A 25,390-nucleotide genomic window follows, 5' to 3' on the forward strand; every position below is an offset into this window, starting at 1 on the left:
CCCCGGGTCCCCGCGCCGCCGATGAGCTTCTACTACTCGCCGTTGAGCGAGGTGCCTGCCTGCGAGGTGCGCAGGAAGTAGATCGGGTCGTTGAACGTGCCGGGCAACTTGCCCAGGTTCTGGATGACCGTTGCGGTTCCGCTGGCGTGGCCGACGGCGTACAGGTACGCCGACCCGCTGTCCCGGTCGATCGCGGCGAGCAGCGTGCTCTGCGTGCCGCACTTCTCCGCGACGATCGCCTCGAAGCCCTGCCAGGTCGATGTCCGGACAACTTTCACCACCGGCGTCAGCGGCGACGTGACCGGGATGTGAATCGTGTACAGCGCGCCGCCCCGCGTCGTGGCGAGGAGCGTGTCGTACGTCGCGGTCTGGCTGATCAGCGTCATCGTCTTGACTGCGGCGAACCCGGCGTACGAACCGAGCGCGTGGAAGCCGGTGCTGTCCTTCTTCCACCGGAACAGCACACCGTCGTTGCGCAGCCCGTACAGGTACTCCCGGCTCGGGCTGGCGCCCTTCGGATAACCGGACCGGGCCAGCTGGGTGAAGTCGCCCATACCGTCCTGGATGTTCCCGCGACCCCACCACGGCCCGTCCGGCGGGCGGGCGATCAGTGTGCTGTAGAGCCAGGTGCCGTAGATCGCGTAGCCGCGGTCGACGATGCCGTCGTGGCTGTCGTAAGAGAACTCCCAGGTCGCACTGGCCCTGGTCTCGCCCGGGTCAGCGACCTGCGGGCCGACCCGGCGTTCGCTCGCGACCGGCGGGCTCGCGGCGGACAGAACCTGGTCGACGTAGTTGCCTTGCGCGGTGATCGAGCCGAGATCCAGCGAGCAGATCGACTGGACCTTCGGATCGGCCGCGGTGGCAGTGGCGGTATCGAGACCAGCCAGTAGAACAGCCGCCCCCAGGAGGGCGGCGGTACGCCGCATCGTCCTCATTCGGTGCTCCTCGTTGTGTATGAAGCTGTCGACGAACTCGATGCGGAGCGGAGTGGAAAAGTTACGGAGTGCCCCATTCGGAAAACGTCGGTGGGGTCTGTTGAGATAGGGCGGTGGTCAACAGACAGAGGTCCCGGTACCGGTTGGTCCGGGAGGAGCGCCGGAGCGCGGAGGCCCCTGTTCTCGATCCCGACCAGCAAGCCGTGGTGGATCATCCGGGCGGGCCTCTGCTGGTGCTCGCGGGGCCTGGCACCGGGAAGACGACGACGTTGGTCGAGGCCGTTGTCGACCGGGTTCGCAATCGTGGGTTGAGCCCGGACGAAGTACTGGTGCTGACGTTCGGCCGGAAGGCCGCGACCGAGCTGCGGGATCGCATCACCGGGCGCCTCGGGCGGACGACGCGGGTGATGCCGTCGATGACGTTCCATTCCTTCTGTTACGCGTTGCTGCGCCGGTTCACGCCGGCCGACGCGTTCGACGTACCGCTGCGACTTCCGTCCGGTCCGGAGCAGTCACTGCGGTTGAGTGAGGCGTTGTCAGGAAGTCGTGAGGTCGGTGCGGTGCACTGGCCGGGCAGTTTGCATCCGGCGTTGAAGACGCGCGGGTTCACCGACGAGGTGCAGGCGGTGATCGGCAAGGCGCGGCAGTTGGGCCTCGACCCGGAGGACCTGTCCGCGATCGGGCGGTCGGCGGAGCGGGCCGAGTGGGTCGCGGTCGGCGACTTCTTCGAGGAGTACCTGCGAGTTCTCGACGCGGAGCAGGTGCTGGACTACTCCGAGCTGATTCATCGCGCGGTCATCCTGGCGCAGCAGCCGCAGGTGCGGGCCAAGCTGCGGACCGAGTTCAAAGCGGTGTTCGTGGACGAGTACCAGGACACCGATCCCGGCCAGACGAAGCTGCTGCAGGCGATCGCGGGCGACGGCCGCGACCTGGTCGTGGTCGGCGATCCGGACCAGTCGATCTACACGTTCCGGGGCGCGGACGTGCGCGGACTGCTCCGGTTCACCGACGAGTTCCGGACCCGCGACGGCGCGGAAGCAGCCCAGATCGCGTTGGGTACGACGCGACGTTTCGGGACCACCCTGCAACGCGTGTCCCGCAATGTCGTCAACCGCCTCGGCGTACCGGGGTCGCTGGATCGAGACACGTTCGAGCGGTTCCGGAACCCGGATGCCTCGTCGTGTGATTTCGGTCCGGGAAAGGTCGAGGCGAACCTGTACTCGACGAGCGGCGCGGAGCTCGAGCACATCGCGGACCTGCTGCGGCGCGCGCACGTCCAGGACGGCATCGGGTGGAGCGAGATGGCGGTACTCGTCCGGTCCGGAAGTCGTTCGATTCCACCGTTGCGACGGGCGTTGGCGGCGGCCGGCATCCCGGTGGATGTTGCGGGCGACGAGCTGCCGTTGTCGCGTGAGCCCGCCGTACGGCCGATGTTGCTGGCGTTGCGTGCGGTGGCTGACCCGGAGACGTTGACCGTCGACGTCGTACGGGCGTTGGCGCTGTCGCCGCTGGGCGCCATGGATGCGGGACAGCTGCGGCGGCTGGCGCGGGTGCTGCGGCGACGCGATCGGGACGCGGCGAACGGGCAGCGGTTGCCGCGGTCGTCGGACGAGCTGTTGCGGGAAGCGCGGCTGAACCCGTTGCTGCTCGACGAGGAGGCGTCACCGGCCGAGGCGCGGTTCGCGGCGCTCGGTGAGCGGTTGCTCAAGGCAAGGAATATCGTGACCGCGGGCGCGGCGCCGGACGAGGTGATGTGGTCGCTGTGGTCGGAGTCGCCGTGGTTGCGGCGGCTGCGCGGGCAGGCCACGTCGGGCGGCGAGACCGCGCGGGCGGCGAACCGGGATCTGGATTCGTTGTGCGCGTTGTTCGATGCGGCCGGGCGGGCGGAGGAGCAGGTCGGGTTCAAGGGGGTTTCGGCGTTCCTGTCGGAGCTGGAGTCGCTCGACATCGCGGGGGACAACCGGTTCGACGGGACGTACCGCGAGGCCGGCGTACAGCTGATGACGGCGCACCGGTCGAAGGGCCTGCAATGGCGGCTCGTTGTCGTCGCTTCGGTGCAGGAGGGCCAGTGGCCGGACCTGCGGCGGCGCGGGTCGTTGCTGGAGCCGGACCGGTTGGGAACGGACGGGTTGATCGATCCGTTGTCGGCGGGCGCGTTGCTCGCCGAGGAGAGACGGTTGTTCTACGTCGCGATCACGCGTGCGCGCGAGCGGCTGATCGTGACCGCCGTACAGGCGCCCGAGGCCGACGGTGATCAACCCTCCCGATTCCTTGCCGAGCTGGACATTCCTTTGAAACTGGTCGCCGGGCGGCCGCGGCGGCCGTTGTCGTTGCCGGGTCTCGTCGCCGATCTGCGCTGCGTGCTGGCGGATCCGGCGTCGTCGCCGGCGTTGAAGCGAGTGGCAGCGGACCGGTTGGCTTTGCTGGCGTCGGCTGTCGACGACCGGGATCAGCCCTTGGTGCCGACGGCTGATCCGTCGCGCTGGTGGGGTGTGCGGGAGCGCACGGAGTCGGTGCGGCCGATCGCGGATCCCGAGCTGCCGGTGCCGTTGTCGGGCAGTGCGCTGACGACGATCGTGGACTGTCCGTTGCGGTGGTTCCTGACCAGGCGGGCCGGTGGGGAGACGCCGAGTACGTCCGCGATCGGGTTCGGGATGGTGCTGCACACGCTGGCCGATGCGGTCGCGACCGGGACCTTGCCGCCGTCGGTCGACGAGCTGAACGGGTGGCTGGACAAGGTGTGGACGCAGCTCGAGTTCGAGTCCGCGTGGATCTCGGACCGGGAGCGGGTCGAGGCGGAGCAGGCATTGCGGCGGTTCGTGGCGTGGCACCAGGGTCGGCCGGACCGGACGCTGGTGGGGACGGAGGTGGACTTCGACGTACTGCTGCCGGACGAGGAGCACCCGGCGGTTCGGGTGAAGGGCCGGATGGATCGCGTCGAAAAGGATTCTGAAGGTACGGTCCGGGTGGTCGACCTGAAGACCGGGCGGAACATTCCGACCAAGCCCGCGCTGGAGCGGCACGTACAGCTGGCGATCTACCAGCGAGCGATCAACTCACGGCAGATGAAGAAGCTCGGCGAGGAGGCGGTCGCAGGTGGAGCCGAGCTCGTCCAGCTCCGCCACGACGACAACGGCGGCTTCCCGAAGGTCCAGCCGCAGGCCCCGTTGGAGACCGACGACGACGGCCGCACGTGGCTCGACGACGCGGTCGACGACGCCGAGTCCATGATCCGCTCAGAGGAGTTCACGGCCCAACGCAACGACGGCTGCAACCGCTGCGAAGCCCGTGCCCTCTGCCCCATCCAGCCCGAAGGCCGGGAGATCGTCTGATGCCCGCTGCGGTACTGCGCACCACAGCCGACCTGTGCGATCTGCTCGGCATCCCGTTCAGCGACCAGCAACTCGCGGCGATCACGGCTCCGCTCGAGCCCGGGGTGATCGTGGCGGGGGCCGGGTCGGGGAAGACTACGGCGATGGCGGCCCGGGTGGTGTGGCTGATCTGCACCGGTCAGGTGAAGCCGGAGGAAGTGCTCGGGCTGACATTCACCAAGAAGGCCGCCAACGAGCTCGACGTCCGGATCCGCGAGGACCTGACGAAGGCCGGCGTCCTCGGATCGACCTTGCCGAAGGACCAGCACCCGATTCTGGCCGCGCACCTGCGCAGCAACATCCCCAACTGGGAGCCCGAGGAGCCGGGCGAGCCCGTCGTCTCGACGTACCACGCCTTCGCCGGCACGTTGATCGCCGAGCACGGCCTCCGCATCGGCCTCGAGCCGGACTCCCGCGTGCTCGCCGACGCGACCCGATTCCAGTTGGCGGGTCGCGTCGTACGGCGGTCCGCCGGGCCGATCCGCTTCGCCTCGCATCACGTGCCGACGCTCGTCAACAGCCTGCTCGCTTTGGATGGCGAGTTGGCCGATCACCTGCTTCGTCCCGACGACATCCGCGAGCACGACGACGCCGTACGGCAAGAGGTCGCGGCGGTGCGCAAGCAGACGGTGGAGGTCCGCAAGCTCGCCGAGACCGCGTTGAAGCGGGGGGAGATCCTGCAGCTCGTCGAGGAGTACCAGGCGTACAAGGCGGAGCGCGGCGTCGTCGACTTCGCCGACCAGATGGCGCTCGGCGCGCGGCTCGCCGAGGAGTGTCCGGAGGTCGCCGCCATCGAGCGGTCGCGGTACAAGGTCGTGCTGCTCGACGAGTACCAGGACACGTCCGTCTCGCAGCGCCGGATGCTCACCGCGCTGTTCGCCGCGGGTGACGGGCGCGGCCATCCGGTCACCGCGGTCGGTGACCCGTGCCAGGCGATCTACGGCTGGCGCGGTGCCTCGGTCGCGAACCTGGACGAGTTCCCCGCGCACTTCCCGCAGGCTGACGGATCGCCGGCTCGGCGGTACGTGCTGAGCGTCAACCGCCGCTGCGGCAGCCGCATTCTCGCGGCGGCGAACCAGCATGCGGCCGAGCTCTACGAACAGCACCCCGGCGTCATCCCGCTCGAGGCCCCGGAGAACGCTCCGGAGGGCGCGATCACGGTCGGGTTGTTCGAGACCCGCTCGCAGGAGATCGAGTGGGTCGCCGACGCGATCGTCGCCGCGCACCGCACCCGGAACCGCCGCTGGAAGGACATCGGCATCCTGATGCGGACGAACGTCGACCTCAGCGCGGTGCACGAGGCGCTGATCGCGCGCAAGGTCCCGGTCGAGGTCGTCGGTCTCGGCGGTCTGCTTGCGCTCCCCGAGGTCGTCGACGTGGTCGCGACCCTGCAGGCCGTCAACGACCTGACCGCGAACGCGGCGATGCTCCGGATCCTCACCGGCCCGCGCTACCGGATCGGTCACCGCGACCTCGCCCTGCTCGCCAACCGCGCCCGCGCGCTCGCCGACGCGGGGGAGCGGCCGGCCGCCGACGACCTGGTCGCCGCGCTCGACGCGGCCGTCGCCGGGATGGATTCGACCGAGGTCATCTCGCTCGCCGAGGCGGTCGACGATCCGGGTCCGGCGGCGTACGCGCCGGAGGCGCTGACCCGCTTCAAGGAGTTGTCGGTCGAGCTACGCGAGCTGCGCGCGCATGCGGGCGAGCCGCTGCTCGACCTGGTCCGCCGGGTGATCAGCACGATCGGCCTGGACGTCGAGCTGACCGCGACCCCCGATCACGTCGACGCGGGGCGACGCGATCACCTCGCCGCGTTCCTGGATGCCGTGGGCAACTTCGTGTCGACCGAGTCGGACGGATCACTGGACGGTCTGCTCGCGTACCTCGCGGCCGAGGAGGAGTACGCCGCCGGCCTCGACCTCGCCGTACCGAGTGAAGCCGACTCCGTGAAGCTGCTCACCACGCACCGATCGAAGGGCCTGGAGTGGCCGGTCGTGTTCGTGCCGACGCTGGTGTCGAAGGTCTTCCCGTCGGACCGCGGGCGGGACAAGTGGACGACGAACGCGAAGGTGCTTCCGTGGCCGTTGCGCGGTGACGGCGACACGCTGCCGGACATCCACGACCTGTCCAACGCCGGGCTGAAGGCGTTCGCGGACGAGTGCAAGGAAGTGAACGCACTGGAGGAGCGGCGGCTCGGGTACGTCGCGTTCACGCGTGCGAAGGAACTGCTGGTCGCGACCGGGCACTGGTGGGGTCCGACGCAGAAGCGGCCGCGCGGTCCTTCGTCGTACCTCTCGGTGCTGAAGAAGCACGCCGGGGAGCGGGTCATCGCCTGGGCGGAGCAGCCGGAGCTGACGGCGGAGAACCCAGAGCTGGCCGAGCAGACGCAGGCGCCGTGGCCGACGCCGTACGACGTGGACTCGTTCCAGCGACGACTGGAATCGGCTGCTCTGGTGCAGCTGTCGCGCGCGGAAGGTCCGTCGATCGAGGCGGAGGAGTCGCTGCTGCTCGACGAGCAGGCGACGGTCGCGCGCTGGGACTCCGAGCTCGAGCGATTGTTGTCCGAGGCAAGGGAAAGCCGGAGCCGGAAGGCGTACGACGTGGCGCTGCCGGCCGCGCTGTCCGCGACGCAGCTGATGCGGCTGGCGAAGGATCCGGACGGCCTGGCCGCCGAGCTGGCCCGCCCGATGCCGCGCAAACCCAACCGGGCCGCGCGTTTCGGGACCCGTTTCCACGCGTGGGTGGAGAGCTACTTCGGCCAGCAACTGCTGATCGACCCGGACGATCTCCCCGGCGCCGCGGACGAGGACATCGTCGACGACACCGACCTCACCGACCTGATGGACGCGTTCCGCGACGGCCCGTTCGGCGACACCACGCCGTACGAGATCGAGGCGCCGTTCGCCCTCGCCCTGGACGGCCGGGTCATCCGCGGCCGCATCGACGCCGTCTACCAGGTCGTCCGTCCGGACGGCTCCCGCGGGTACGACGTCATCGACTGGAAAACCACCCGAGGCGAAAGCGCGGACCCCCTCCAGCTGGCCATCTACCGAGTCGCCTGGTCCGAACTCATGAACATCCCCCTCGACCAGGTAACAGCAGCCTTCTACTACGTCCGCACCGCCGACATCATCCGCCCCGAAAACCTCCCCGACAAACAACAACTCACCAAACTCCTGAACGGCTGACGGCTAGCGCCTCGGCGAGCAGGGAGACCTGGTCGTGGTCAGGGGAAGCCGGGTAGAAGATGACGTCGGTCGCGCCGGCCGCACGAAGGCCGGTCAAGTGGTCGCGTAGTGCCGCTGGAGTCGTCAGGGTGTCGGCTCGCGCGAACTCGAAGTACGCATCACCGTAGTAGTGACGGATGTACTCGTCGGCGACCGCGTCAGCCTCAGGCCCGAGAGCGAAATACCGCCCGGTGACGATGCGAGGATCTCCACTTCGACCGGCGTCCTTCCAAGCCGTCCGTACGGCGCTCGCACCTTGCTCGAGCGTCGCCGTACCGAACAGCGGAGCCACCCAACCCTGCCCGTGAACAGCGGCGCGACGGTAAGCGGCTGGAACCAAACCGCCGAACAGAAGCCCGGGACGGCCGTCGGGGAGATTGGACATGCCTTCAAGCTTCCCCGCCCACACCTGCCGCCAAGTCTCCAACGACGTTGTCCACAGCTCGCCGAATCCATGCTGCGCGGCTCCACTGGCGATGAAGTCGTCCGGCCAACCACCCAGACCGACACCGGCGGTCAGCCTGCCGCCGGACAGCTGATCGACCGATGCGAGCTGTTTGGCAAGCAGTACGGCGTTGTTCCGCCAGCCGATGTTGAGCACAGTCGTGACGAGCTCCACCCGCGAAGTCCGCGCCGCCGCAGCAGCCAACGCGGTCAACGGCTCCAGATTGTCGTAGACCAACCGGTCGATCACGCCGACCGCATCAAACCCCGCCTCTTCGGCCGCAGCGGCCCACCCGCCCAACCGCCGCGCATCCACCCCAGGCACCGCCGCCGGCAACCCGATCCCGACTCTCATGCTCCATTCCTCCCGTCGCTCCAAGAACGACGGTAGGCACCACCCCCACCCCATTTCTTGAACAGATCGGACGTCCTCAGCCCCGCCGGCCAGGTTGGGGAGTCCTACTGCCCAACGAGGGAGGGCAAACCTCCCCAGATCGGACCTGGGGAGTAGGACGCTAGACGACTGCCGAGCGGTTGGCCCGACGCACCAGCTCAGCAGGCACGATCCGGACCGCGAACGGCCTGCGGGCCTCGAACACCTCGTCGCCCTTGTACGTCTCCTCGACGTACCGCCCGTTCTCGAGTTGGAGGACCGTGAGCACTGCTTCTTCGGGCTCGAAGATCCAGTACGAAACCACCTCGTGCTCTTCGTACAAGCGACGCTTCTTGAGCAGATCCTGGGCTCGCGTGGAAGGCGACAGGATCTCGACGGCAAGCAACAGCGGATGCCGGATGCCGTTCTGCTCCGCATCTTCAGACCGACAGACCAGCAGGTCGGGCTGTAGCGAGTTCCTGTCGTTCGGCCGGTAATCGAAAGGCGCGAAGAGGACCTCGAGCTCATCGGGGCAGGCGGGCTGGAGCCGGATTGCGAACTGGTATGCGGCACGCTGATGAACGAGCAGCGGCGAGGGCGTCACCAGCACCGCCCCGTCCAGGAGTTCGCGTCGCTCCCCGTCGTCGGGGAGTGCGTCGAACTCGGCCAGTGTGAGCTTCTGCCGCTCAATCGGTTCCACGGACACAATGGTGCCTCCTTCTCGGTCACTCGACCAGCATGGTGGTGTTCAGGGAGTGGTTGGTACCATTTCGCCGATCTGCCCCTGGATGCCCTTGGATGCCCCGGAATTCGTCTCATCCGGCGAGCGCTGCCGGTGAAAGCGTGAGCGGGAACGGCGTGGTGGCCTCGAAAGCTTCTTCGGCTTGTACTACGGCTTGGCAGGTGTAGCCGGTGGGGGTGAGTTCCAGGACTGTTAGTTCTTCGGCGTCGGGGTCCAGGAGCCAGTAGGACGGGATCTGGTGCTGCTCGTACAGGCTGCGCTTGAGAACGACGTCCGTGGTGCGGGTCGTGGGGGAGAGGACCTCGACGGCGAGGAGTGGTGGTGCGGTCAGGAGCTGGGCTCGGAGGTCGGTGCGGTGGCAGACCAGGAGGTCCGGGCGGAGGGACGTGTTCAGAGCGGGGCGGAAGTCCAGGGACCCGACCGAGACGAGCAGGTCGGGTGGGCAGGCGTGTTTCAGCAGCACCATGAGGGCGAGTACGGCCGCGTGGTGAGCGGGTGGTTGCGGGCCGGTGATGAGCAGGCGGCCGTCGACAATCTCGTAACGCCGGCCGTCCCGGGTGGCTTCTGCTGTACGCACCCCACCAGCCTGACAAATCCCACCGCACCCCCGCCGAAGTTATCCACAGGTCAGGGGGTTTTGCAGGGTGCCTGCGAACTGCAACGAGCCTGCTACGTCTGTGAGGTCGACCATTTGCTGGTTGTTCTTCAGTTGGAGGCGGTTCAGGCAGGAGAGCGCGAACTCCGGAGCGAAGATGTCGTACTTCGCGAATGCTTCCGCCAGTTCCGGTGTCGCCGCCTGGTAGTCGCGGATGGACGACGCCACCACGGACCAGAACTCGGACGGCGTCAGCAGGCCCTCCCGATCCAGCAGCGGGGACAGGAACCGGAAGATGCAGTCGAAGACGTCGGTGAAGATCGACAGCAGCTTCTCGTCGTCCGGTACGTCGGCCCGCACCCGCTCCGCTTCGGACGGTACCGGCGTCGAAGAACGCAGTACGGCGATCTCCTCGGCGATGTCCTTCATGATCACCCGGATCGGGATCGCGTCCCGCAGTACCAGGATCAGGTTCTCGCCGTGCGGCATGAACACCAGCTCGTACGCGTAGAAGCTGTGCAGCAACGGGATCAGATAAGCGTCGACGTAGGCGCGCAGCCAGTCCGCCGGCGCCAGGCCGGACGCCCGTACCAGCGCCGCGGCCATCGACGCGCCGTGCCGGTCGACGTGCAGCAGCGACGCCATCGTGGCCAGCCGCTCACCGGGCTCCAACGACGGCACCGGGCTCTCGCGCCAGAGCGCCGACAACATCTTCCGGTACGGCGAGGTCTTGTCGGTCGCGTTCTCGTAGTATCGGTTGTGGTACCCGGCCGCCGCGATCTCGCGCAACACCGTGAAGCCGTAGCGCTTCAGGACGACGTCGTTCGAGACGACCGAGTGCACCCAGTCGTTGATCGCCGGCGTCGCGGCCATGTACGACGGGGACAGGCCGCGCATGAACCCCATGTTGAGCACCGACAACGCCGTCTTCACGTAGCATCGACCAGGCGAGGACCGGTTGAAGAACGTCCGGATCGACTGCTGCGGCTGGTACACGTCGTCCGTCGACCCGAGGTGGACGATGTGCCCCTGGGCGATGTCGGCGGCGAACGTGATCGACGTCTTGTTGTCCCACTGCCAAGGATGCACCGGCAGGTACACGTACTCCGCCGGGTCCGCCTGCGCAGCGAACCGCTCGAGTACGTCGTCGCCCAGCTCCGACCGCATCAACTCGTCGAACGCCAAGGAAGAACTACAGGAAACCGTAGTCCGGTCCCGCCGAGTAGCGATCCAGGTCAGCTGCACGCCCGCGCCGGTCTCCGGCGCATAGGCCAGATAGTCCGTGAGGCCGAACCCGAGCCGCCCGTTGTTCGCGACGAAACACGGATGTCCCTCGGTCATCGCTGCCTCGATGGTCTGGAAGTCCGCGGTGACCAGGTCCGCCGCCGTCAGGTCCGGCTTCGACAGCTTGTACGCCGCCGACGCCAGCGTGCTGCTGATCTCCTCCAGGTACACCGGCAGCATCTCGCGCCCGATCCCGAGCTGCTCGTGGAACTCGGTGATGAACTCCAAAGCGTCGATCGCCGAGCCGTCGTCGCGGGCAACTGAAGAGATATCCCAATGATTCAAAGGATAATGCCGCGCGGTGAAGCGGTACCGGCCGACGGTATACTCATTGCCAACAGCAACAGGCTCGAGAATGCGCTCGTGCACGAATTCGGACAAGGCCTTCCGGACCAATGCCTGGTTGACGACAGCCCAGTGATCCATCAGCCCGCCTCGTTCATTCGATGCGCCTCGGCGTACTGGTCGCGGGTGCAGAAGCTCAACCACGCCTCCTTGTCCTGCAACGACACAATCCTGTGCTTGCGGAACCCCATCCGCGCGTTCAACGCCTGGATCTTCACGTTCCGCACGTCGGGCTCGACCACCACCCGATCGACGAGCGGATCGCTGAACAGGCTGTCCATGATCGTCTCGAACACGGCCCCGGTGAACCCGGCGATCGGCGCGGTCGGCGGCCCGACCAAAACGTGCATGCCGATGTCGCCCGGTGCCACGTCGTACGTCCGGCCGACCGCGTCGTACGCCGGCTCGTAGCGCTCCATCAGGAATGCGGGCCGCCCGTCGTGCTCGCCGAGGAACGCCTGGTGGTGCGCGCTCTCCGCGATCCGGAGGTACTCCGCGTGCACGTCGGCGACGGACGCGGTCAGCAGGCCCCAGTACCGCGCGTACGGCTGCGTGACCCAGCTGTGCAGCGTGGTCACGTCCTCGGCGAGGTCGAACGGCCGGAGGCTGAGGGTGCCGAGGCCGGCGACGAACCGCCGGTACGTCGGCTCGGGCAGTGCTCTGGTCATGGCGGCTCTGCTTTCGAGGTGGGCGGACCTGATTAGCTAAGGCTTACCTTACTTGATAGCTGATGAGGCATCGAAACCGGCTCGTATCGTGGCGGCGCCCGCAGTCGTCCACACTGGTAGGACGACCTCGGACGGGGGAGCAGATGGCAGCTCGAAGATGGTTCGCAGTCGGCTCGCTGTTTCTACTGGTGGCGTGTGGCAGTCCTGGAACGCCCGGTCCTTCCCCGAGCGTTCAACAGACGAGCGCTCAACCGAGCAGTACGCCGCCTGCTCCGACCTCGACTGCTCAAGCGGCGGTGGTGCCGAATGTGGTCGGCCTGAACCATCAGTTGGCTCAGGACACCATGCAGGCGGCGGGCTTCTACTATCTGACCGAGGAGGACGCCACCGGGCAGGGCCGGCTGCTGATCAACGACCGCAACTGGGTTGTCGTCACCCAGGAACCCAAGGGCGGCACCCGTGCCCCGGCCGACACCAAGATCATCTTGCGCTCCAAGAAGATCGGCGAGTAGGTGGATGCGGCAAGTACGCCGCGCGGCGGATGTGCCGCAACCGCGGGCAGGCCTACGTTGGAGGCATGTTGATCGCCGAAGACCTCTTGTTGCTGCTGTACGACGACGAGACCGGAAAGCCGATCACTGGGTCGCCCGGTCTCGACTACGCGCTCGCGGGTGCGGTGCTGATCGAGCTGACGCTGAGCCGGAAGCTCGACATCACCATCGACGGCAAGGTGGGTCGTCTGCAGGTGCTGGACGGCGCACCGACCGGGGACGCGATCCTGGACGAGCGCTTGGCGTACGTGGTCAACAAGCCTGGCAAGAAGCCGAAGGACCAGATCGGTGCGCTCTCGAAGCGGCTGCGCAACCAACTGCTGGCGCGGCTCGCGGAGCGGGGTGTGCTGGAGGAGGACGAGGGCAGGGTGCTCGGTCTGTTCCCGGTGACGCGCTGGCCGGCCAAGGATGCGCGGCACGAGGCCGAGGTGCGTTCCAAGCTCGAGAGCGCGCTGAAGGTGGGTACGACGCCGGACGAGCGCACCGCTGCGTTGATCGCCCTCCTCAGCGCGCTGAACGTCGTACCGAAGGTCGTCACGGATGCGGTCGACAAGAGGGCGTTGAAGCAGCGCGCGAAGGAGATCGCCGACTCGGACTGGGCTGCCGCCGCGGTGAAGAAGGCGGTCGCCGAGATGCAGGCCGCCGTCACAGCAGCCATCGTGGTGGCATCAACCGCAGGAGCGTCAGGTAGCAGCTAGTCGAGCCTTGATGTCCGGCTTGACCACCTTGCCGACCTTGGAGCGTGGCAGGTCGGGCCAGACGAGCACCTCTTTCGGCGCCTTCACGCTGCCGACGCGTGCCTTCGCGAACGCGATCAGCTCAGCCGGCTGGATCTCACTGCCCGGCTGGAGCTGAACGACGGCCACGACCCGCTCGCCCCACTTCTCGTCCGGCAGGCCGATCACTGCGCAGTCCTGTACGTCGGCGTGCGCCATCAGCGCCTGCTCGACCTCGGTGGAGTACACGTTGAAGCCGCCGGTGATGATCATGTCCTTCGCCCGGTCGACGATGTAGAGGTAGTTGTCGTCGTCCAGGTACCCGATGTCGCCGGTGTGGTGCCAGCCGTACGCCGAAGCTGCTGCGGTGGCCTCGGCGTTCCGGTAATAGCCCTGCATCACCAGCGACCCTCGCACCACGATCTCACCGCGCTCACCGTGCGGGAGCAGCGTGCCGTCCGCTCCCATGATCGCCACCGTGACCAGCGGGGACGGCCGTCCCGCGGATGACAGCCGTCCCCGCGCAATATGGCCTGCGGTGTCGAAGTGTTCAGCGGGCGGCAGCATCGAGATCATCATCGGGGCCTCGGTCTGCCCGAACAGCTGGGCCATCACCGGACCGATCCGCTGCAGTGCCTCCTCGAGCCGGGCGACCGACATCGGTGCAGCGCCGTACCAGAAGCACCGCAGCGACGACAGGTCCGTGGAGTCGAGCTCCGGCGCTGCCAGCACCATGTAGATCAGCGTCGGCGGCAAGAACGTGTGCGTCACTCCGTGTCGCGGTATCAGCTCCAGGAACGCATGTACGTCGGGAGCTCGCATGATCACGATCTCGCCGCCGGACGCGAGCACCGGGAAGCACAGCACGCCTGCTGCGTGTGTCAGCGGCGCCAGCGCCAGGTAGACCGGTCGCTCGCCGAACGGATACCCGATCAGCGTAAGCGCGGTCATCGTCTCCAGGTTGCCGTTGCCGAGCATGACTCCCTTCGGACGCCCCGTCGTACCGCCGGTCCCGACGATCATCGCCAGGTCGTCCGGATCGGTCAGATCAGGTGCCGGCTGGGACGCGCCCCCGCAGAACGCGTCCCAGCCGACGGACCTCCGGCCAGCAGGGTGGGGGGTGAGGCCGGAGGTGGAGGGCTCCCCGTCGAGACACACAAAGGTGTGGATCTTCGGCAGTGAGTCCCGAATGCGGTCCACCAGCGACGCGAACGCCGCTTGGTAGATCAGCACTTCGCAGTCGAACTGGTCGAGCAGTTCACGGTTCTCGGCGGCTTCGTTGCGCGGGTTGATCGGGCACCAGACCGCACCGGCCCGACTGATCCCGAACACACAACTGAACGCCACCGGGTCGTTCGCGGACAGGATCGCCACCTTGCCGCCCGGCCGTACGCCGGTTGCCGCCAGCGCACCAGCGATCCGGTACGAGAGCTGCTGTACGTCGCCGTACGTCAGCGTCTCGCCGTCCGTGGTCAGGCAGGAGGCGTCCGGCGCCAGCGATGCGCCCTTGTCCAGGTAGTCGACCAGCCGCACGGCAACTCCTCTAGCGCTGCACCGTCAGCTGCGGCTCGGACACCAGCCCGAAGCTCCGCAGTACGCCGAGCAGCTCGCGGTGACCGAACGCCTGGCAGCCACTCGCGAAACCGACCCGCTTCGGCGGCGTCTGCAGCAGCGAGTACGCCGCGTACGCCTGAAGCAGACCGGTCTGCTGGTAGTTGCTGTTGCCGTGGATGACACAGTGCGCCCGTCCGAGCGGTCCGGAGGCGTGCACCGAGTCCAGCGTCTTGTTGACGCGTGGATTCTCCCGGGGCGGCATCTCGTTCATCACCTGGCGAGCTGTCTCGGTCAGTGCGATGTTGCGGTCCTCGGGCGACATGTCCTTCGTGGCTTCCAGCGCCGCGGCGACGATCTGCGGGACCCCGTTCATCAGCGCGGCGTTGAACACACCGCCCTGCGCCTTGCAGTTCGCGACCCGCGGATCGCGCTTGAACCACACCGGGTGCGACATGCCGCCCCAGGGCAGCGACAGCGCGAGCTCGTGCTGTCCGGGAACCACCAACGGCACCAGACCCTGCTCGGGGAACTCCGCGTACTGGTTGTTCTCCAGGTAGTGCGCCTTCGACGTCGCAGCGTTCACCAGAATCGTGCGGGTCGACGCAATGGTCGGGCTGCCGCCCCAGAACACGGCGACGTCCAACGTGTCCAGACCGGGCTGCTCGAGACACAGCTGCGCAGCGATCTCGCTGGTGGTGTACATCTGCGCGATACCCGGGGCCAGCACCAGGTTGGCCTCGGCGAACTGCGGACCGTACTTCTCGTCGCAGGTCATCAGCCAGTCCTGCTCACCGGTCGTGTCGGTGTAATGCGCACCTGCTGCGAGTGCTGCTTCCACAGCCGCCGGACCGAGCTCACTGAACGGTCCGACGGTGTTCAGTACGACGGAAGCACCCGAGAACAGCTCGGTGAGCGCAGCGACGTCATGGTCGACCGCAGCGATCTCGTAGTCTGCGGTCTCGATGCCAGGAACATGTGCGTCCATAGAGGCCTTGAGCTTCGCCTCGTCTCGCCCAGCCGCCACAAACGGCACGTGGTACTGCCGCAGGTACTCACACACCAGCCGGCCGGTGTAGCCGGAGGCACCGTAGACAACAACAGGCTTTCCCATCACATCCCCATTCCGCCGTCGACCGGCAGGCCGATGCCGGTGATGAACCGGGACTCGTCGGACGCGAGGAAGACGACCGCGTCGGCCATGTCGGCGACCTCGCCGAGCCGGCCTGCCGGGGTCAGTCCGATCACCGCGGCGACCGCGGCGTCGGGCGACTCGAACAGTCCGAGCTGGGCCACGTCGTTCGCCAGGCCGGCGCCCATCGCGGTCGGGACCAGGCCCGGGTAGATGCAGTTGACGCGGACGCCGTACCCGAGCTTGCCGGACTCCATCGCGGCGACCCGGGTCAGCCGGTCGACGGCGGACTTGGTCGCGGAGTACACGGCGATGCCGGGGAAGGCGATGGTGGCGGCGACCGACGCGACGTTGATGATCGCGCCGCCCTGGCCGGCCAGGCCTTCGGGACGCATCGTCCGCAGGCCCCACTTGATGCCGAGCGTGGTGCCGAGGACGTTCACCTCGAGCATCTTGCGGATCTGGTCCGCGGTGACCTCGGTGAGCAGGCTGGTGATCTCCACCCCCGCGTTGTTCACCAGGATGTCCAGGCCGCCGAGGATGTCGTTGGCGGCGACCACCGCGTTCTCCCAGTCGCCGTCGTCGGTGATGTCGTGGGCGATGAAGCCGTTGCCCGCGCCGTACTCCTGGTCGAGCGCGTCGGCGACCGCTTCGCCCAGGTCCTTCTGGATATCGCTGATCACGACTTTGGCGCCGGCGGCCGCGAGGGCCTTCGCCATCCCCTCGCCGAGTCCCTGCGCGCCGCCGGTGACCAGGGCCTTGCGGCCGGAGAGATCGAGTGAACCCATCTGAAGCTCCTTCTGCTTGCCGGGGTGTTTCACACTCTGGCCAGCCTTTTGACAGTCGTCAAGACTTTGTTTGACACTTGTCAAGAAATCTCCCCGCACCGGGACGCGCCTGGCCCGGGGCGGGGTACCCTGACGCATCGACCATGTCCGACCAAGTCCGAGCTGATCCGAGCCGGCCCGAGCTGGAGAGTGGGTGATTGCCGTGGCGTCCGCTGCTGAGGAGCGGCCTGCCCGTGTCTCCGGGATCGACAAGATCGAGCGCCGCCGGGTCGCGCTGGCGGAGTCGGCGCTGAAGACGCTCGGCGAGCTCGGGTACGCGCGCACCAGCCTGCGCGAGATCGCGAACAACTCCGAGTTCACGCACGGCGTCGTGCACTACTACTTCCGCGACAAGATCGACCTGATCAGTTACTGCGTGCGCTACTACAAGACCAAGTGCGCCCGGCGGTACGACGAGGTGGTCGAGACCGCGACGTCCGCCGACGAGCTCGCGACCGGCTTCCTGGGCAAGATGACCCAGACGCTGGTCGAGGAGACTCCGATGCACAAGCTCTGGTACGACCTGCGGGCCCAGAGCATGTTCGAGGAGCAGCTCCGCCCGGACGTCGAGGCGATCGACCAGCTGCTGGAGGAGATGATCTGGCGGATCCTGTCCCGGTACGCCGATCTCACCGGCACCACGCCGACCGTGGACGCGCCGACGGCGTACGCGCTGATCGACGGCCTGTTCGAGCAGGCCGTGGTCGGCTACGCCGCGAACCCGGAGAAGGTCCCGGACCTGCTGACCGGTCGGCTCCTGCAGGTCCTGCCCAAGCTGGTCGCGGCGTAACCAGACCTACTCCGCGCCGGTACTACTCGGCCCCGCAGTTCACCTTGCAGAGCTTGTCGGTGAGCGTGAGGATCGCGCCCGGCGCTTCGGAGTCGGACTCGGTCGAGAACTCGACGTTCCAGTCGCCGAACGTCGTCTGCGCGGACGTCTTGCCGGACTGCTGCTTCAGCCAGTCGACGATCTGACCCCGTGGGTTCACGTGCGCCAGCTCGAGTGCCTCCGGCGCGAACTCGGTCAGCTTCGTCGTTGCCTCAGCTGCGACCCCGGACGCCTGCAGCGACAGCACCGGCGGACGCGGGTGGTCGCCGATGAGCACCTGGACCGACGTGGTGCCCTGACTGCAGGTGTCGTACGCCTCGTCGGTGCTGCACTTGTACTGCTTCCCGGTGAACGCAGCCACGACCTGTGCGGCCGTGAGATCCGGCAGCGTCTCCTCAGGTCCTGCCGAGCTGTTGCTCGCGGCCGGCGTACTAGCGGCCGGCGTACTAGAGGTAGAGGTGCTCGTAGTCGTGCTGGGGCTCCCGTCCGACTCCGGCTTGTCACCGGAGCAGGACGTGGCACCTAGCACCAGTGCGGCGCAGGCCAGGACGGCAGCGCCGTACCGGCGGTTCAGACCGGCACCTCGATCGCCGCGTCGAGGGCGATCGTGATCATCTCGGAGAACGTCGTCTGGCGCTCCTCCGCGGACGTCACCTCGTGCGTGATCAGGTGGTCCGACACGGTCATGATGCCGAGCGCGCGGCGGCCGAACTTCGCTGCCAGCGTGTAGAGCGCGGCGGCTTCCATCTCGATGCCGAGTACGCCGTACTCCGCGGTGCGCGAGACCAGGTCCGGGCGGTCGTTGTAGAACAGGTCGCCGGAGAACACCTGGCCGACGTGCACGTTCAGCCCGGCGGTCTCGGCGGCGTCCACGGCCGCGCGGAGCAGCTTGTAGTCGGCGGTCGGCGCGTAGTCGATGCCGTGGAAGCGCAGCCGGTTCATCTGCGAGTCGGTGCTCGCGGACATCGCCACGATCACGTCGCGGACCCGGACCGCCTCGGTCAGCGCGCCACAGGTGCCCACCCGGATCAGGGTCTGTACGTCGTACTCGTCGAACAGCTCGTTCGCATAGATGGAGGCGGACGCCTGGCCCATGCCGGAGCCCTGCACGGAGATGCGCTCACCCTTGTAGGTGCCGGTGAACCCGAACATGTTGCGGATCTCGGTGTAGCAGATCACGTCCGACAGGTAGGTCTCCGCGATCCACTTGGCCCGCAGCGGGTCGCCCGGAAACAGCACCCGCGGTGCGATCTGCCCCTTCTCGGCGGCGATGTGAATACTCATGCGGGGATGCTCTCACGGGCGCGGGATATGTTGAGGCACGTGGCCTACTCCATCGCACCTGGTTCGCTAGCCCTGTCCCGGTCCGTACTGGACCGCGCCGCCGACCGCCGCCGTGACGACGACTGGCTCGAGAAGGCCTGGGCCGCGCCGGACACACAGGTGGTGGTCGTGGCCGGCGACCAGATCCAGGTGGTCGAGGACCGCTCCGCCCTGCGGTTCGTGGCACCGTCCGAGGCGCCGGAGGGCATCCGCGTCTTCCTCGGCATCGACCGCGAGTCCGGAGCCGGGATGACCGCGGAGGGCCGCGCGGTGTTCGGCGTACTGGTCGACAGTGCGGCCGACGAGTCGTACGGCGGACTCCGCGAGCTCGGTGCACTGCTGAACGACCGCGAGGCCGGCCTTGCCGTGCACGTGATCGGGCTGTCCAACTGGCACGGCGTCCACACGCACTGCGCGAACTGCGGCGAGCACACCGAGGTGGTGGAAGCCGGACACGTACGGCGCTGCCCGGCGTGCGGGCTGTCACACTTCCCGCGCAGCGACCCGGCCATCATCGTTCTGGTCACCGACGACCAGGACCGCGCACTGCTCGGTCGCAACGAGGCCTGGCCCGTCGGCCGCTACTCGACACTGGCCGGGTTCGTGGAGCCAGGTGAGTCGCTGGAGGCCGCCGTACGGCGTGAGGTCCTCGAGGAGACCGGTGTGATCGTCGGTCCGGAGATCGAGTACGCGGGCAGCCAGCCGTGGCCGCTGCCCGCGAGCCTGATGCTGGGGTTCTACGCGAAGGCGACGAACTTCGACATCGACGTGGACCAGGACGAGATCGCCGAGGCGAAGTGGTTCACCCGGGAGGACCTCCGCGCGCTGGTCGAAGCCGGCACGATGGCCCTCCCGGGGGCGATCTCGATCTCCCGCCGCCTGATCGAAGGCTGGTACGGCGAGAGCCTCAGCGGGAGCTGGTGATCACCGGCCCACGTCGGACCGGGCCGCTGCGATCCTGATCAGGACGCCCTCCCAGCGCTCGACCGAGCCGTCCGCCTCGAGCTGCCTGAGCTTGCGGTTGACCGCTTCGACGTACGCGCTGTGGCTCGGCCAGTCCGCCTCCGCGTCCGGTAGTACATCGGTCAGCGTGCAACCGTACGTCAGGAAGCGGTTCTGGACGTGGCTGTCGATGTTCCCGGTCCAGACCGTCGGCCGGACGTCGGACTGCGGACACGGGTCGACCGGTGGCGTGTACGAGGCCAGGTTGGTCGGGTTGATGTAACCGTCCGGACGCAGCAGCGTGTAGTAGGTACCGTCCGGCGTCTGGGTGAGTCGGTTGAGGCCGTGGTCGCGCAGTACGGTCGTGTGGCCGCTCAGGATGTCCAGGACGAACAGCCGGCCGCCGGTCACGCCGTACAGGTAGCCGTCGCGCCAGGACAGCGCGCCGTCCTGTGAGCCAGTGGCTCCGCTGAACACGGGCAGCATGCGCTGCACCTCACCGGTGGACGGGTTGACGGCGAACACAATGCCGTCCGCAAGACCCCAGATGTTGCCGTCCGGTCCCGTGATCAGCTCGTTGATGCTGGCCGCACCGGACACCGGAACGACGTCGGTGAGCACCTCTCCTGTCGCCGGGTTCACCTTGACCAGGTGCGCCTCGCTGGCCCTTGGGTCGGTGCCCTGACCACCCTCGATGCTGGAGCCGACCCAGACGTCAGCACCGGACGGAACGATGGAGGAGATCGTCTGGTCGGTCACCAGGTTGCGGTAGACCGTGTGGCCGCCGGTCGGTACGTCGTACACAGTCAGCGCGCCGCCGTACTCGCCGTACGCCGGTGTGGTGCCGACGTACACGCGGTTGCCGGCGGGGACCACTGCGACGGGCCTGTTCTGGTGGTCGCTGTCGACGAGGCTGAACAGTTCCTTCGGGTTGGTCGGGCTGTCCGGTTGCCGCGGGTCCCAGAGCGAGAGCCTGCCGTACGGGTAGATGCCGACGTACATCTTGCCGGTGCCGTCCCAGGCCCAGCCCTCCACCTGTCCCTGCCGGGTGGTGACAGTGGACTTGCCGGTCGCCGGGTCGTAGATGGAGGTGGCGCCGTTCAGGTAGACGTTGACGAACACCTTGCCCGTGCTGGGGGCGGCGAGGGTGTGCATGAGCGGCGACGGCACGTACTGGAACGGTGAGCTCCACTGCGCGAGCGTCCCGTCCGCCGGGTTGTAGCGGAACGTTCCACCGGAGTAGTTACCGGCCAGGCCGTACAGCACCGGTACGCCGTTCTCAGTCACCCAGCCGTAGCCGATGGACGCACCACGGGTCAGTGTGCGCGGCGGCGAGACCGGACCGACCGTGTTGGTGTCCAGGTCGTAGTGCGTGAGGGACAGAGTGTTGTTGGTGAAGTAAACGCCACCTGGCCCGGCTGCGGAGACACCGCGCGCAGCGATCGGGTAGTCCATCACCAGCTGGCCTGTGGTGCTGTCGGTGTACTTGACCTGCTCGCCGGTCACCGCGTCGACCACTACCAGGCGGCTGCTCGCGTTTGCGAAGACCTTGCCGCCGGCGTAGTCCAGGTCGATGAAGTCCTTCGCCGTCGTACCAGGGGGAGTGATGTCCTCGACCGCTTTGGTGTCCACGTCGATGCGGAGCAGCCTTGCGTTCGGAGTGGAGACGCCGACGAACAGCTTGTTGTGGTCGGGGTCGTAGACCGTGGACCGCGCGTACTGCTGCACCGGGTCGAGTGAGCCGTAGTCGGTGACCTGTCCGGTCGTCGCGTCGTACTTGAACGCGTGGGCGGTCGGGTACGTCCCGGCGTACACGTTGCCGGCCTGGTCGGAGGTGAGGCCGTAGATCTGGGACTCGCCGGGAATGGGCTGCCCCAGGTCGGTCACCTCACCCGTGGCCGGGCTGTAGCGATACAGGTGCGCGTTGGCATAGGTGCCGAGGTAGACGTCTCCGTTCGGCGTCACGACGATCGCCCAGCCGCCGGCGGCGCCGGGTAGCGGCACGGTCCTGACCAGTTGGCGGCTGTGCAGGTCGACGACGTTCAAACGGGCGTTTTCACCGGCGGGTACGGCGTACACGACGTCGCGGCCGTCCGGCGTGTGGCCGATCGCGCCTTCCATGATCGTGAGCGAGCTGACCGGCGAGCCGAGGTCCTTGATGACATCGCCCGACGGCGCGATCGGCCGCGTCGGGGTGCCGAGCGGCCAGTTCTCGGATGGAAACGGATCCGGCAGATCCCCGGGCGGGCCCGCGGTGGCCTGCAGGCCACCCGTCGCGAGCAGGCCGAGCGCGGCCGCGAACGTGACTAGGGCATACCGGAATTGACGGCGAGAGAACATGGGCGGACTCCCTGCGGCGTAGTTCACCGCAAGGTATAACGGTCATGACCGTAAAGTCCATAACTCAGGCGCTATGACCTGAGTCGGGTTTGTCAGGCGACGAGTTTCTCCGCGACCTGGGCGAGTGACGGGTTCGTCATCGCGGTGCCGTCGGGGAAGACCACGGTCGGCACCGTCTGGTTGCCGTTGTTGACCTTCTCGACGATCTTGGCGGCCTCCGGGACCTGCTCGATGTCGATCTCGGTGAACTCGATACCGGCCCGCTTGAGCTGGCCCTTGAGCCGGTGGCAGTAGCCGCACCAAGGCGTTGAGTACATCGTGAATGCCGACATCGGCGGACTCCTTGTGGAGTGGGGAGGGGTTTTGTCGGGCCGCCCGTCTAGGGTTGCCCTCGACGTATCCGAACCATGATGCAGGTGGTGCTGTTCCCGCATGTCCCAGCCCGTGAGCGACTTCACACGATCTGCCTCTGCCGAGAGCCTTCTGGAGGCTCTCGACCCGGAGCAGCGTGCCGTCGCGACCACGTTGCACGGCGCCGTCGCGGTGCTGGCGGGCGCGGGGACCGGGAAGACGCGGGCGATCACCCACCGGATCGCGTACGGCGTGCGCACCGGGACGTTCGACCCGGTCCGCGTGCTCGCGGTGACGTTCACCCAGCGGGCCGCGGGGGAGATGCGCGGCCGGCTCGCGCAGCTCGGCGTCCAGGGCGTGCAGGCCCGCACGTTCCACTCCGCCGCGCTCCGGCAGGCCCGGTTCTTCTGGCCCAAGGTGTACGGCGGGGAGCTGCCGCCGATCGTGGACCGCAAGTTCCCGCTGCTGACCGAGGCCGCGTCCCGCTGCCGCGTCCGGGTGGACACGCCCGCGCTGCGCGACCTGGCCGGTGAGGTCGAGTGGGCCAAGGTGAGCAACGTCCGGCCGGACGACTACGCGCGGCTGGCGCCCAAGTCGGCGCGGGCGCTGGCGGCCTTCGACCCGGCGACGATCGCCCGGATCTTCGCGGCGTACGAAGATGTGAAGCTGGAGCGCGGGCGGATCGACCTGGAGGACGTGCTGCTCTGCACGGTCGCGCTGCTCGCGGAGGACGAGCGGGTGGCGGCGGAGATCCGGCGGCAGTACCGCACGTTCGTCGTGGACGAGTACCAGGACGTCTCGCCGCTGCAGCAGAGCCTGCTCGACCTGTGGCTCGGCGGTCGCGAGGACGTCTGCGTGGTCGGCGACCCGGCGCAGACGATCTACTCGTGGGCGGGCGCCGACCCGGAGAACCTGGTGCGGTTCGCCTCCCGGCATCCGTCGGCGACCGTGATCAAGCTGGTCCGCGACTACCGGTCGACGCCGCAGATCGTCGACGTGGCGAACAAGATCCTCGACGCGGCCGGTCCGACCGGGCTGCCGGGGCGGGTCACGCTGCGGTCGCAGAAGGAGGCCGGTCCGGTTCCGGTCTACCGCGAGTACTCCGACGAGGTCGCGGAGGCGGATGCGGTGGCGCGGGCCGTCGTACGGCTCAAGGACGAGGGCGTCGCGCTGCGGGACATCGCCGTACTGTTCCGGACCAACGCGCAGTCGGAGAACTTCGAGCAGGCGCTGGCCGAGCGGAAGATCCCGACCGTGCTGAAGGGCGCGGAGCGGTTCTTCGAGCGCGCGGAGATCCGGCAGGCCGCCGTACTGCTGCGCGGGCAGGCCAAGGCCGGTCAAGCCGGGGACGACCTGGTGACCACGGTGACCAGCGTGCTGGGTGGTGCCGGGTGGACGCAGGAGCCGCCGACTGGGACCGGCGCGGTGCGGGACCGCTGGGAGTCGCTGAGCGCGCTGGTGACGATGACGGCCGACTTCGCGGCGGAGCATCCGGAGGCCCGGTTACCGGAGCTGATGGCGGAGCTGGACCGGCGAGCGACGATCCAGCACGCGCCGCTGGCGGAAGGCGTCACGCTGGCGACGCTGCACGCGGCCAAGGGCCTGGAGTGGGAGTCCGTCTTCATCGTCGGGGCACACGAGGGGACGCTGCCGATCAGCTACGCCCAGACGCCGGCACAGGTGGAGGAGGAGCGGCGGCTGTTCTATGTCGGCGTGACGCGGGCCAAGCAGCAGCTGTTCATCAGCTGGTCCACCTCCCGCTCGCCAGGCGGCCGGGGTACGCGGGGGCCGACCCGCTTCCTGGACCCGATCGGCGTCCGTACGGCGCGTTCCGAGTGGACCCCGTCGTCGTCCGTCGGCTGGGAGCGCCCGTCCCGCTCCGAGCGCTCCGAGAAGTCTGGGCGGCCGATCCCCAAGTGCCGGGTCTGCGGCCGCAGCCTGACCGACCCGGGCGCCCGCAAGCTCGGCCGCTGCGAGGACTGCCCGTCCTCGATCGACCAGAAGCTGTACGACGCGTTGATCGAGTGGCGTGCCGAGCAGGCGGAGTCCGAGAAGATGCCGGCGTTCGTGATCCTCACCGACGCGACGCTGACCGCGATCGCCGAGACCAAGCCCAGCGACGCCCAGGCGCTCCGGCAGATCCCGGGCATCGGTCACACCAAGCTGACCAAGTACGGCGAGCACATCCTCAACCTCTGCACACGCTGACCCGTGCCCTTTCGGGCAAACCTGTTGCCAGGCACGAGATTCGCGGCGCATCCTGGAGGACGTGCCGCGTTCTGCTCCCGGCAGACGTGGCAGTTAGGTGACAGAGGCAACGATCCCGGAGCGTGCGGATGGCGTCCCGGAGCGTGCCGGAAGACCACCTGATCGCTGCGTCGGCAATGAGATCGTGCCGCCGCAGCGGCAACTTCCGGCCAACTTCGCAAACTGGCAATAAATAGTTTGCGGGCTCCGGCGCGGACGGCGTACTGTTCTTTCTGCGGTCGAAGCCTGGCCGAAAACTTCAAACCACCATAGCGATCGAGCTAACCGCCCGCTTCGCCACAACGAGAGGAGGTGCCCTGGAAATGATCACCAACACGGTCAAGAAGCCGTTCAGCGACGCTGCCGCGCTGCCGTGCGCCCCGATTCAGGGTGCCTCGCCGCGCCTGCACGTCGCGACCGTTGTGCTCATGGCCTCCGGCGCTGCCCAGTTCAAGGGCGGAGCTGTCGGCGATGTGAAGTACGGCGGTTCGGGTTCTCGAGCATGGAGTCCACCGGTCTGACAGACGTCAGAGCCGGCACCTCCAGGCCGCGGAACCCACCTAGGGTCCCGCGGCCCTTTTGTTTGTCCCCAAGATT

21 protein-coding genes are annotated in these 25,390 nt (G+C 67.9%); 8 read left to right on the top strand and 13 right to left on the bottom strand.

All coding sequences use genetic code 11. From position 1 onward, the window contains the following. Positions 1-32: 32 nt before the first annotated feature. Positions 33-935 carry a hypothetical protein gene (locus EV647_RS25440; protein WP_238177384.1) on the bottom strand — a complete coding sequence of 301 codons (903 nt, stop codon included), beginning with the start codon at positions 933-935 and terminating at the stop codon, positions 33-35. Positions 936-1,048: 113 nt separating this feature from the next. On the opposite strand from EV647_RS25440, the gene EV647_RS25445 reads away from it, so the two are divergent. Together EV647_RS25445 and EV647_RS25450 are read left to right on the top strand one after the other, a co-directional pair. Continuing rightward, positions 1,049-4,267 (top strand): ATP-dependent DNA helicase, encoded by a 3,219-nt coding sequence (locus EV647_RS25445; RefSeq protein WP_134007000.1) that lies wholly within the window; start codon positions 1,049-1,051, stop codon positions 4,265-4,267. Continuing rightward, on the top strand, positions 4,267-7,494 hold the full coding sequence (locus EV647_RS25450; protein ID WP_134007002.1) for an ATP-dependent DNA helicase: 3,228 nt from the start codon (positions 4,267-4,269) through the stop codon (positions 7,492-7,494). The genes EV647_RS25445 and EV647_RS25450 overlap by 1 nt, the downstream gene beginning before the upstream one ends. Here the strand turns inward: EV647_RS25450 and EV647_RS25455 are convergent. From EV647_RS25455 to EV647_RS25475, 5 genes are all read right to left on the bottom strand, one after another. Beyond that, entirely contained in the window at positions 7,472-8,332 is an 861-nt protein-coding gene (locus EV647_RS25455) for an LLM class flavin-dependent oxidoreductase (RefSeq protein WP_166680431.1), read from the bottom strand. The genes EV647_RS25450 and EV647_RS25455 overlap by 23 nt on opposite strands. Positions 8,333-8,492: 160 nt before the next feature. Continuing rightward, positions 8,493-9,050 (bottom strand): Uma2 family endonuclease, encoded by a 558-nt coding sequence (locus EV647_RS25460; protein ID WP_238175550.1) that lies wholly within the window; start codon positions 9,048-9,050, stop codon positions 8,493-8,495. 115 nt (positions 9,051-9,165) lie between these two features. Continuing rightward, a complete protein-coding gene (locus EV647_RS25465; RefSeq protein ID WP_134007008.1) occupies positions 9,166-9,669 on the bottom strand; it encodes a Uma2 family endonuclease in 504 nt (167 codons plus the stop codon). A gap of 39 nt (positions 9,670-9,708) precedes the next feature. Next, a complete protein-coding gene (locus EV647_RS25470; RefSeq protein WP_134007010.1) occupies positions 9,709-11,397 on the bottom strand; it encodes an IucA/IucC family siderophore biosynthesis protein in 1,689 nt (562 codons plus the stop codon). Continuing rightward, positions 11,397-11,984: a GNAT family N-acetyltransferase gene (locus EV647_RS25475; protein WP_134007012.1), complete on the bottom strand. Its 588-nt coding sequence runs from the start codon at positions 11,982-11,984 to the stop codon at positions 11,397-11,399. Before EV647_RS25475 ends, EV647_RS25470 begins: the two co-directional genes overlap by 1 nt. A 308-nt stretch (positions 11,985-12,292) precedes the next feature. Between EV647_RS25475 and EV647_RS42640 the strand changes: the two genes are divergently transcribed. Further along, the gene (locus EV647_RS42640) at positions 12,293-12,496 is read left to right on the top strand and encodes a PASTA domain-containing protein (RefSeq protein ID WP_202871154.1); all 204 of its coding nucleotides are present in this window, start codon (positions 12,293-12,295) and stop codon (positions 12,494-12,496) included. A 65-nt stretch (positions 12,497-12,561) separates the two neighbouring features. Continuing rightward, positions 12,562-13,233, top strand: coding sequence for a GPP34 family phosphoprotein (locus EV647_RS25485; RefSeq protein WP_134007016.1), 672 nt, complete (start codon positions 12,562-12,564; stop codon positions 13,231-13,233). On the opposite strand, the gene EV647_RS25490 is transcribed toward EV647_RS25485, so the two are convergent. From EV647_RS25490 to EV647_RS25500, 3 genes are read right to left on the bottom strand one after another with little or no spacing between them, the layout of a single operon-like run. After that, positions 13,219-14,784 (bottom strand): AMP-binding protein, encoded by a 1,566-nt coding sequence (locus EV647_RS25490; protein WP_134007018.1) that lies wholly within the window; start codon positions 14,782-14,784, stop codon positions 13,219-13,221. The genes EV647_RS25485 and EV647_RS25490 overlap by 15 nt on opposite strands. 10 nt (positions 14,785-14,794) lie before the next feature. Beyond that, entirely contained in the window at positions 14,795-15,916 is a 1,122-nt protein-coding gene (locus tag EV647_RS25495; protein WP_134007020.1) for a DUF5938 domain-containing protein, read from the bottom strand. Continuing rightward, on the bottom strand, positions 15,916-16,722 hold the full coding sequence (locus EV647_RS25500; protein ID WP_134007022.1) for an SDR family NAD(P)-dependent oxidoreductase: 807 nt from the start codon (positions 16,720-16,722) through the stop codon (positions 15,916-15,918). The genes EV647_RS25495 and EV647_RS25500 overlap by 1 nt, the downstream gene beginning before the upstream one ends. A 202-nt stretch (positions 16,723-16,924) precedes the next feature. Here EV647_RS25500 and EV647_RS25505 point away from each other — a divergent pair, with 202 nt between their 5' ends. After that, complete coding sequence (locus tag EV647_RS25505; RefSeq protein WP_202872285.1) at positions 16,925-17,551, top strand: TetR/AcrR family transcriptional regulator; 627 nt, start codon at positions 16,925-16,927, stop codon at positions 17,549-17,551. Positions 17,552-17,573: 22 nt separating this feature from the next. Here the strand turns inward: EV647_RS25505 and EV647_RS25510 are convergent, their stop codons facing one another. Further along, positions 17,574-18,119 (bottom strand): hypothetical protein, encoded by a 546-nt coding sequence (locus EV647_RS25510; RefSeq protein WP_238177385.1) that lies wholly within the window; start codon positions 18,117-18,119, stop codon positions 17,574-17,576. A 41-nt stretch (positions 18,120-18,160) separates the two neighbouring features. Further along, on the bottom strand, positions 18,161-18,874 hold the full coding sequence (gene deoD, locus EV647_RS25515) for a purine-nucleoside phosphorylase (protein ID WP_134007026.1): 714 nt from the start codon (positions 18,872-18,874) through the stop codon (positions 18,161-18,163). A gap of 39 nt (positions 18,875-18,913) precedes the next feature. Here deoD and nudC point away from each other — a divergent pair, with 39 nt between their 5' ends. Then, a complete protein-coding gene (gene nudC / locus EV647_RS25520; protein WP_238175548.1) occupies positions 18,914-19,837 on the top strand; it encodes an NAD(+) diphosphatase in 924 nt (307 codons plus the stop codon). On the opposite strand, the gene EV647_RS25525 is transcribed toward nudC, so the two are convergent. After that, positions 19,838-22,195 (bottom strand): hypothetical protein, encoded by a 2,358-nt coding sequence (locus EV647_RS25525; RefSeq protein ID WP_238177386.1) that lies wholly within the window; start codon positions 22,193-22,195, stop codon positions 19,838-19,840. It lies immediately after the preceding gene. A gap of 92 nt (positions 22,196-22,287) precedes the next feature. After that, entirely contained in the window at positions 22,288-22,527 is a 240-nt protein-coding gene (locus tag EV647_RS25530; RefSeq protein WP_131285498.1) for a mycoredoxin, read from the bottom strand. A 100-nt stretch (positions 22,528-22,627) separates the two neighbouring features. On the opposite strand from EV647_RS25530, the gene EV647_RS25535 reads away from it, so the two are divergent. Both EV647_RS25535 and EV647_RS25540 read left to right on the top strand, forming a co-directional pair. After that, on the top strand, positions 22,628-24,754 hold the full coding sequence (locus EV647_RS25535; protein WP_134007030.1) for an ATP-dependent DNA helicase UvrD2: 2,127 nt from the start codon (positions 22,628-22,630) through the stop codon (positions 24,752-24,754). 362 nt (positions 24,755-25,116) lie between these two features. Next, a complete protein-coding gene (locus EV647_RS25540; RefSeq protein ID WP_131467411.1) occupies positions 25,117-25,314 on the top strand; it encodes a hypothetical protein in 198 nt (65 codons plus the stop codon). Positions 25,315-25,390 lie beyond the last annotated feature (76 nt).

Source organism: Kribbella sp. VKM Ac-2566, assembly GCF_004366005.1.
GTDB classification, from domain to species: Bacteria; Actinomycetota; Actinomycetes; order Propionibacteriales; family Kribbellaceae; genus Kribbella; species Kribbella pratensis.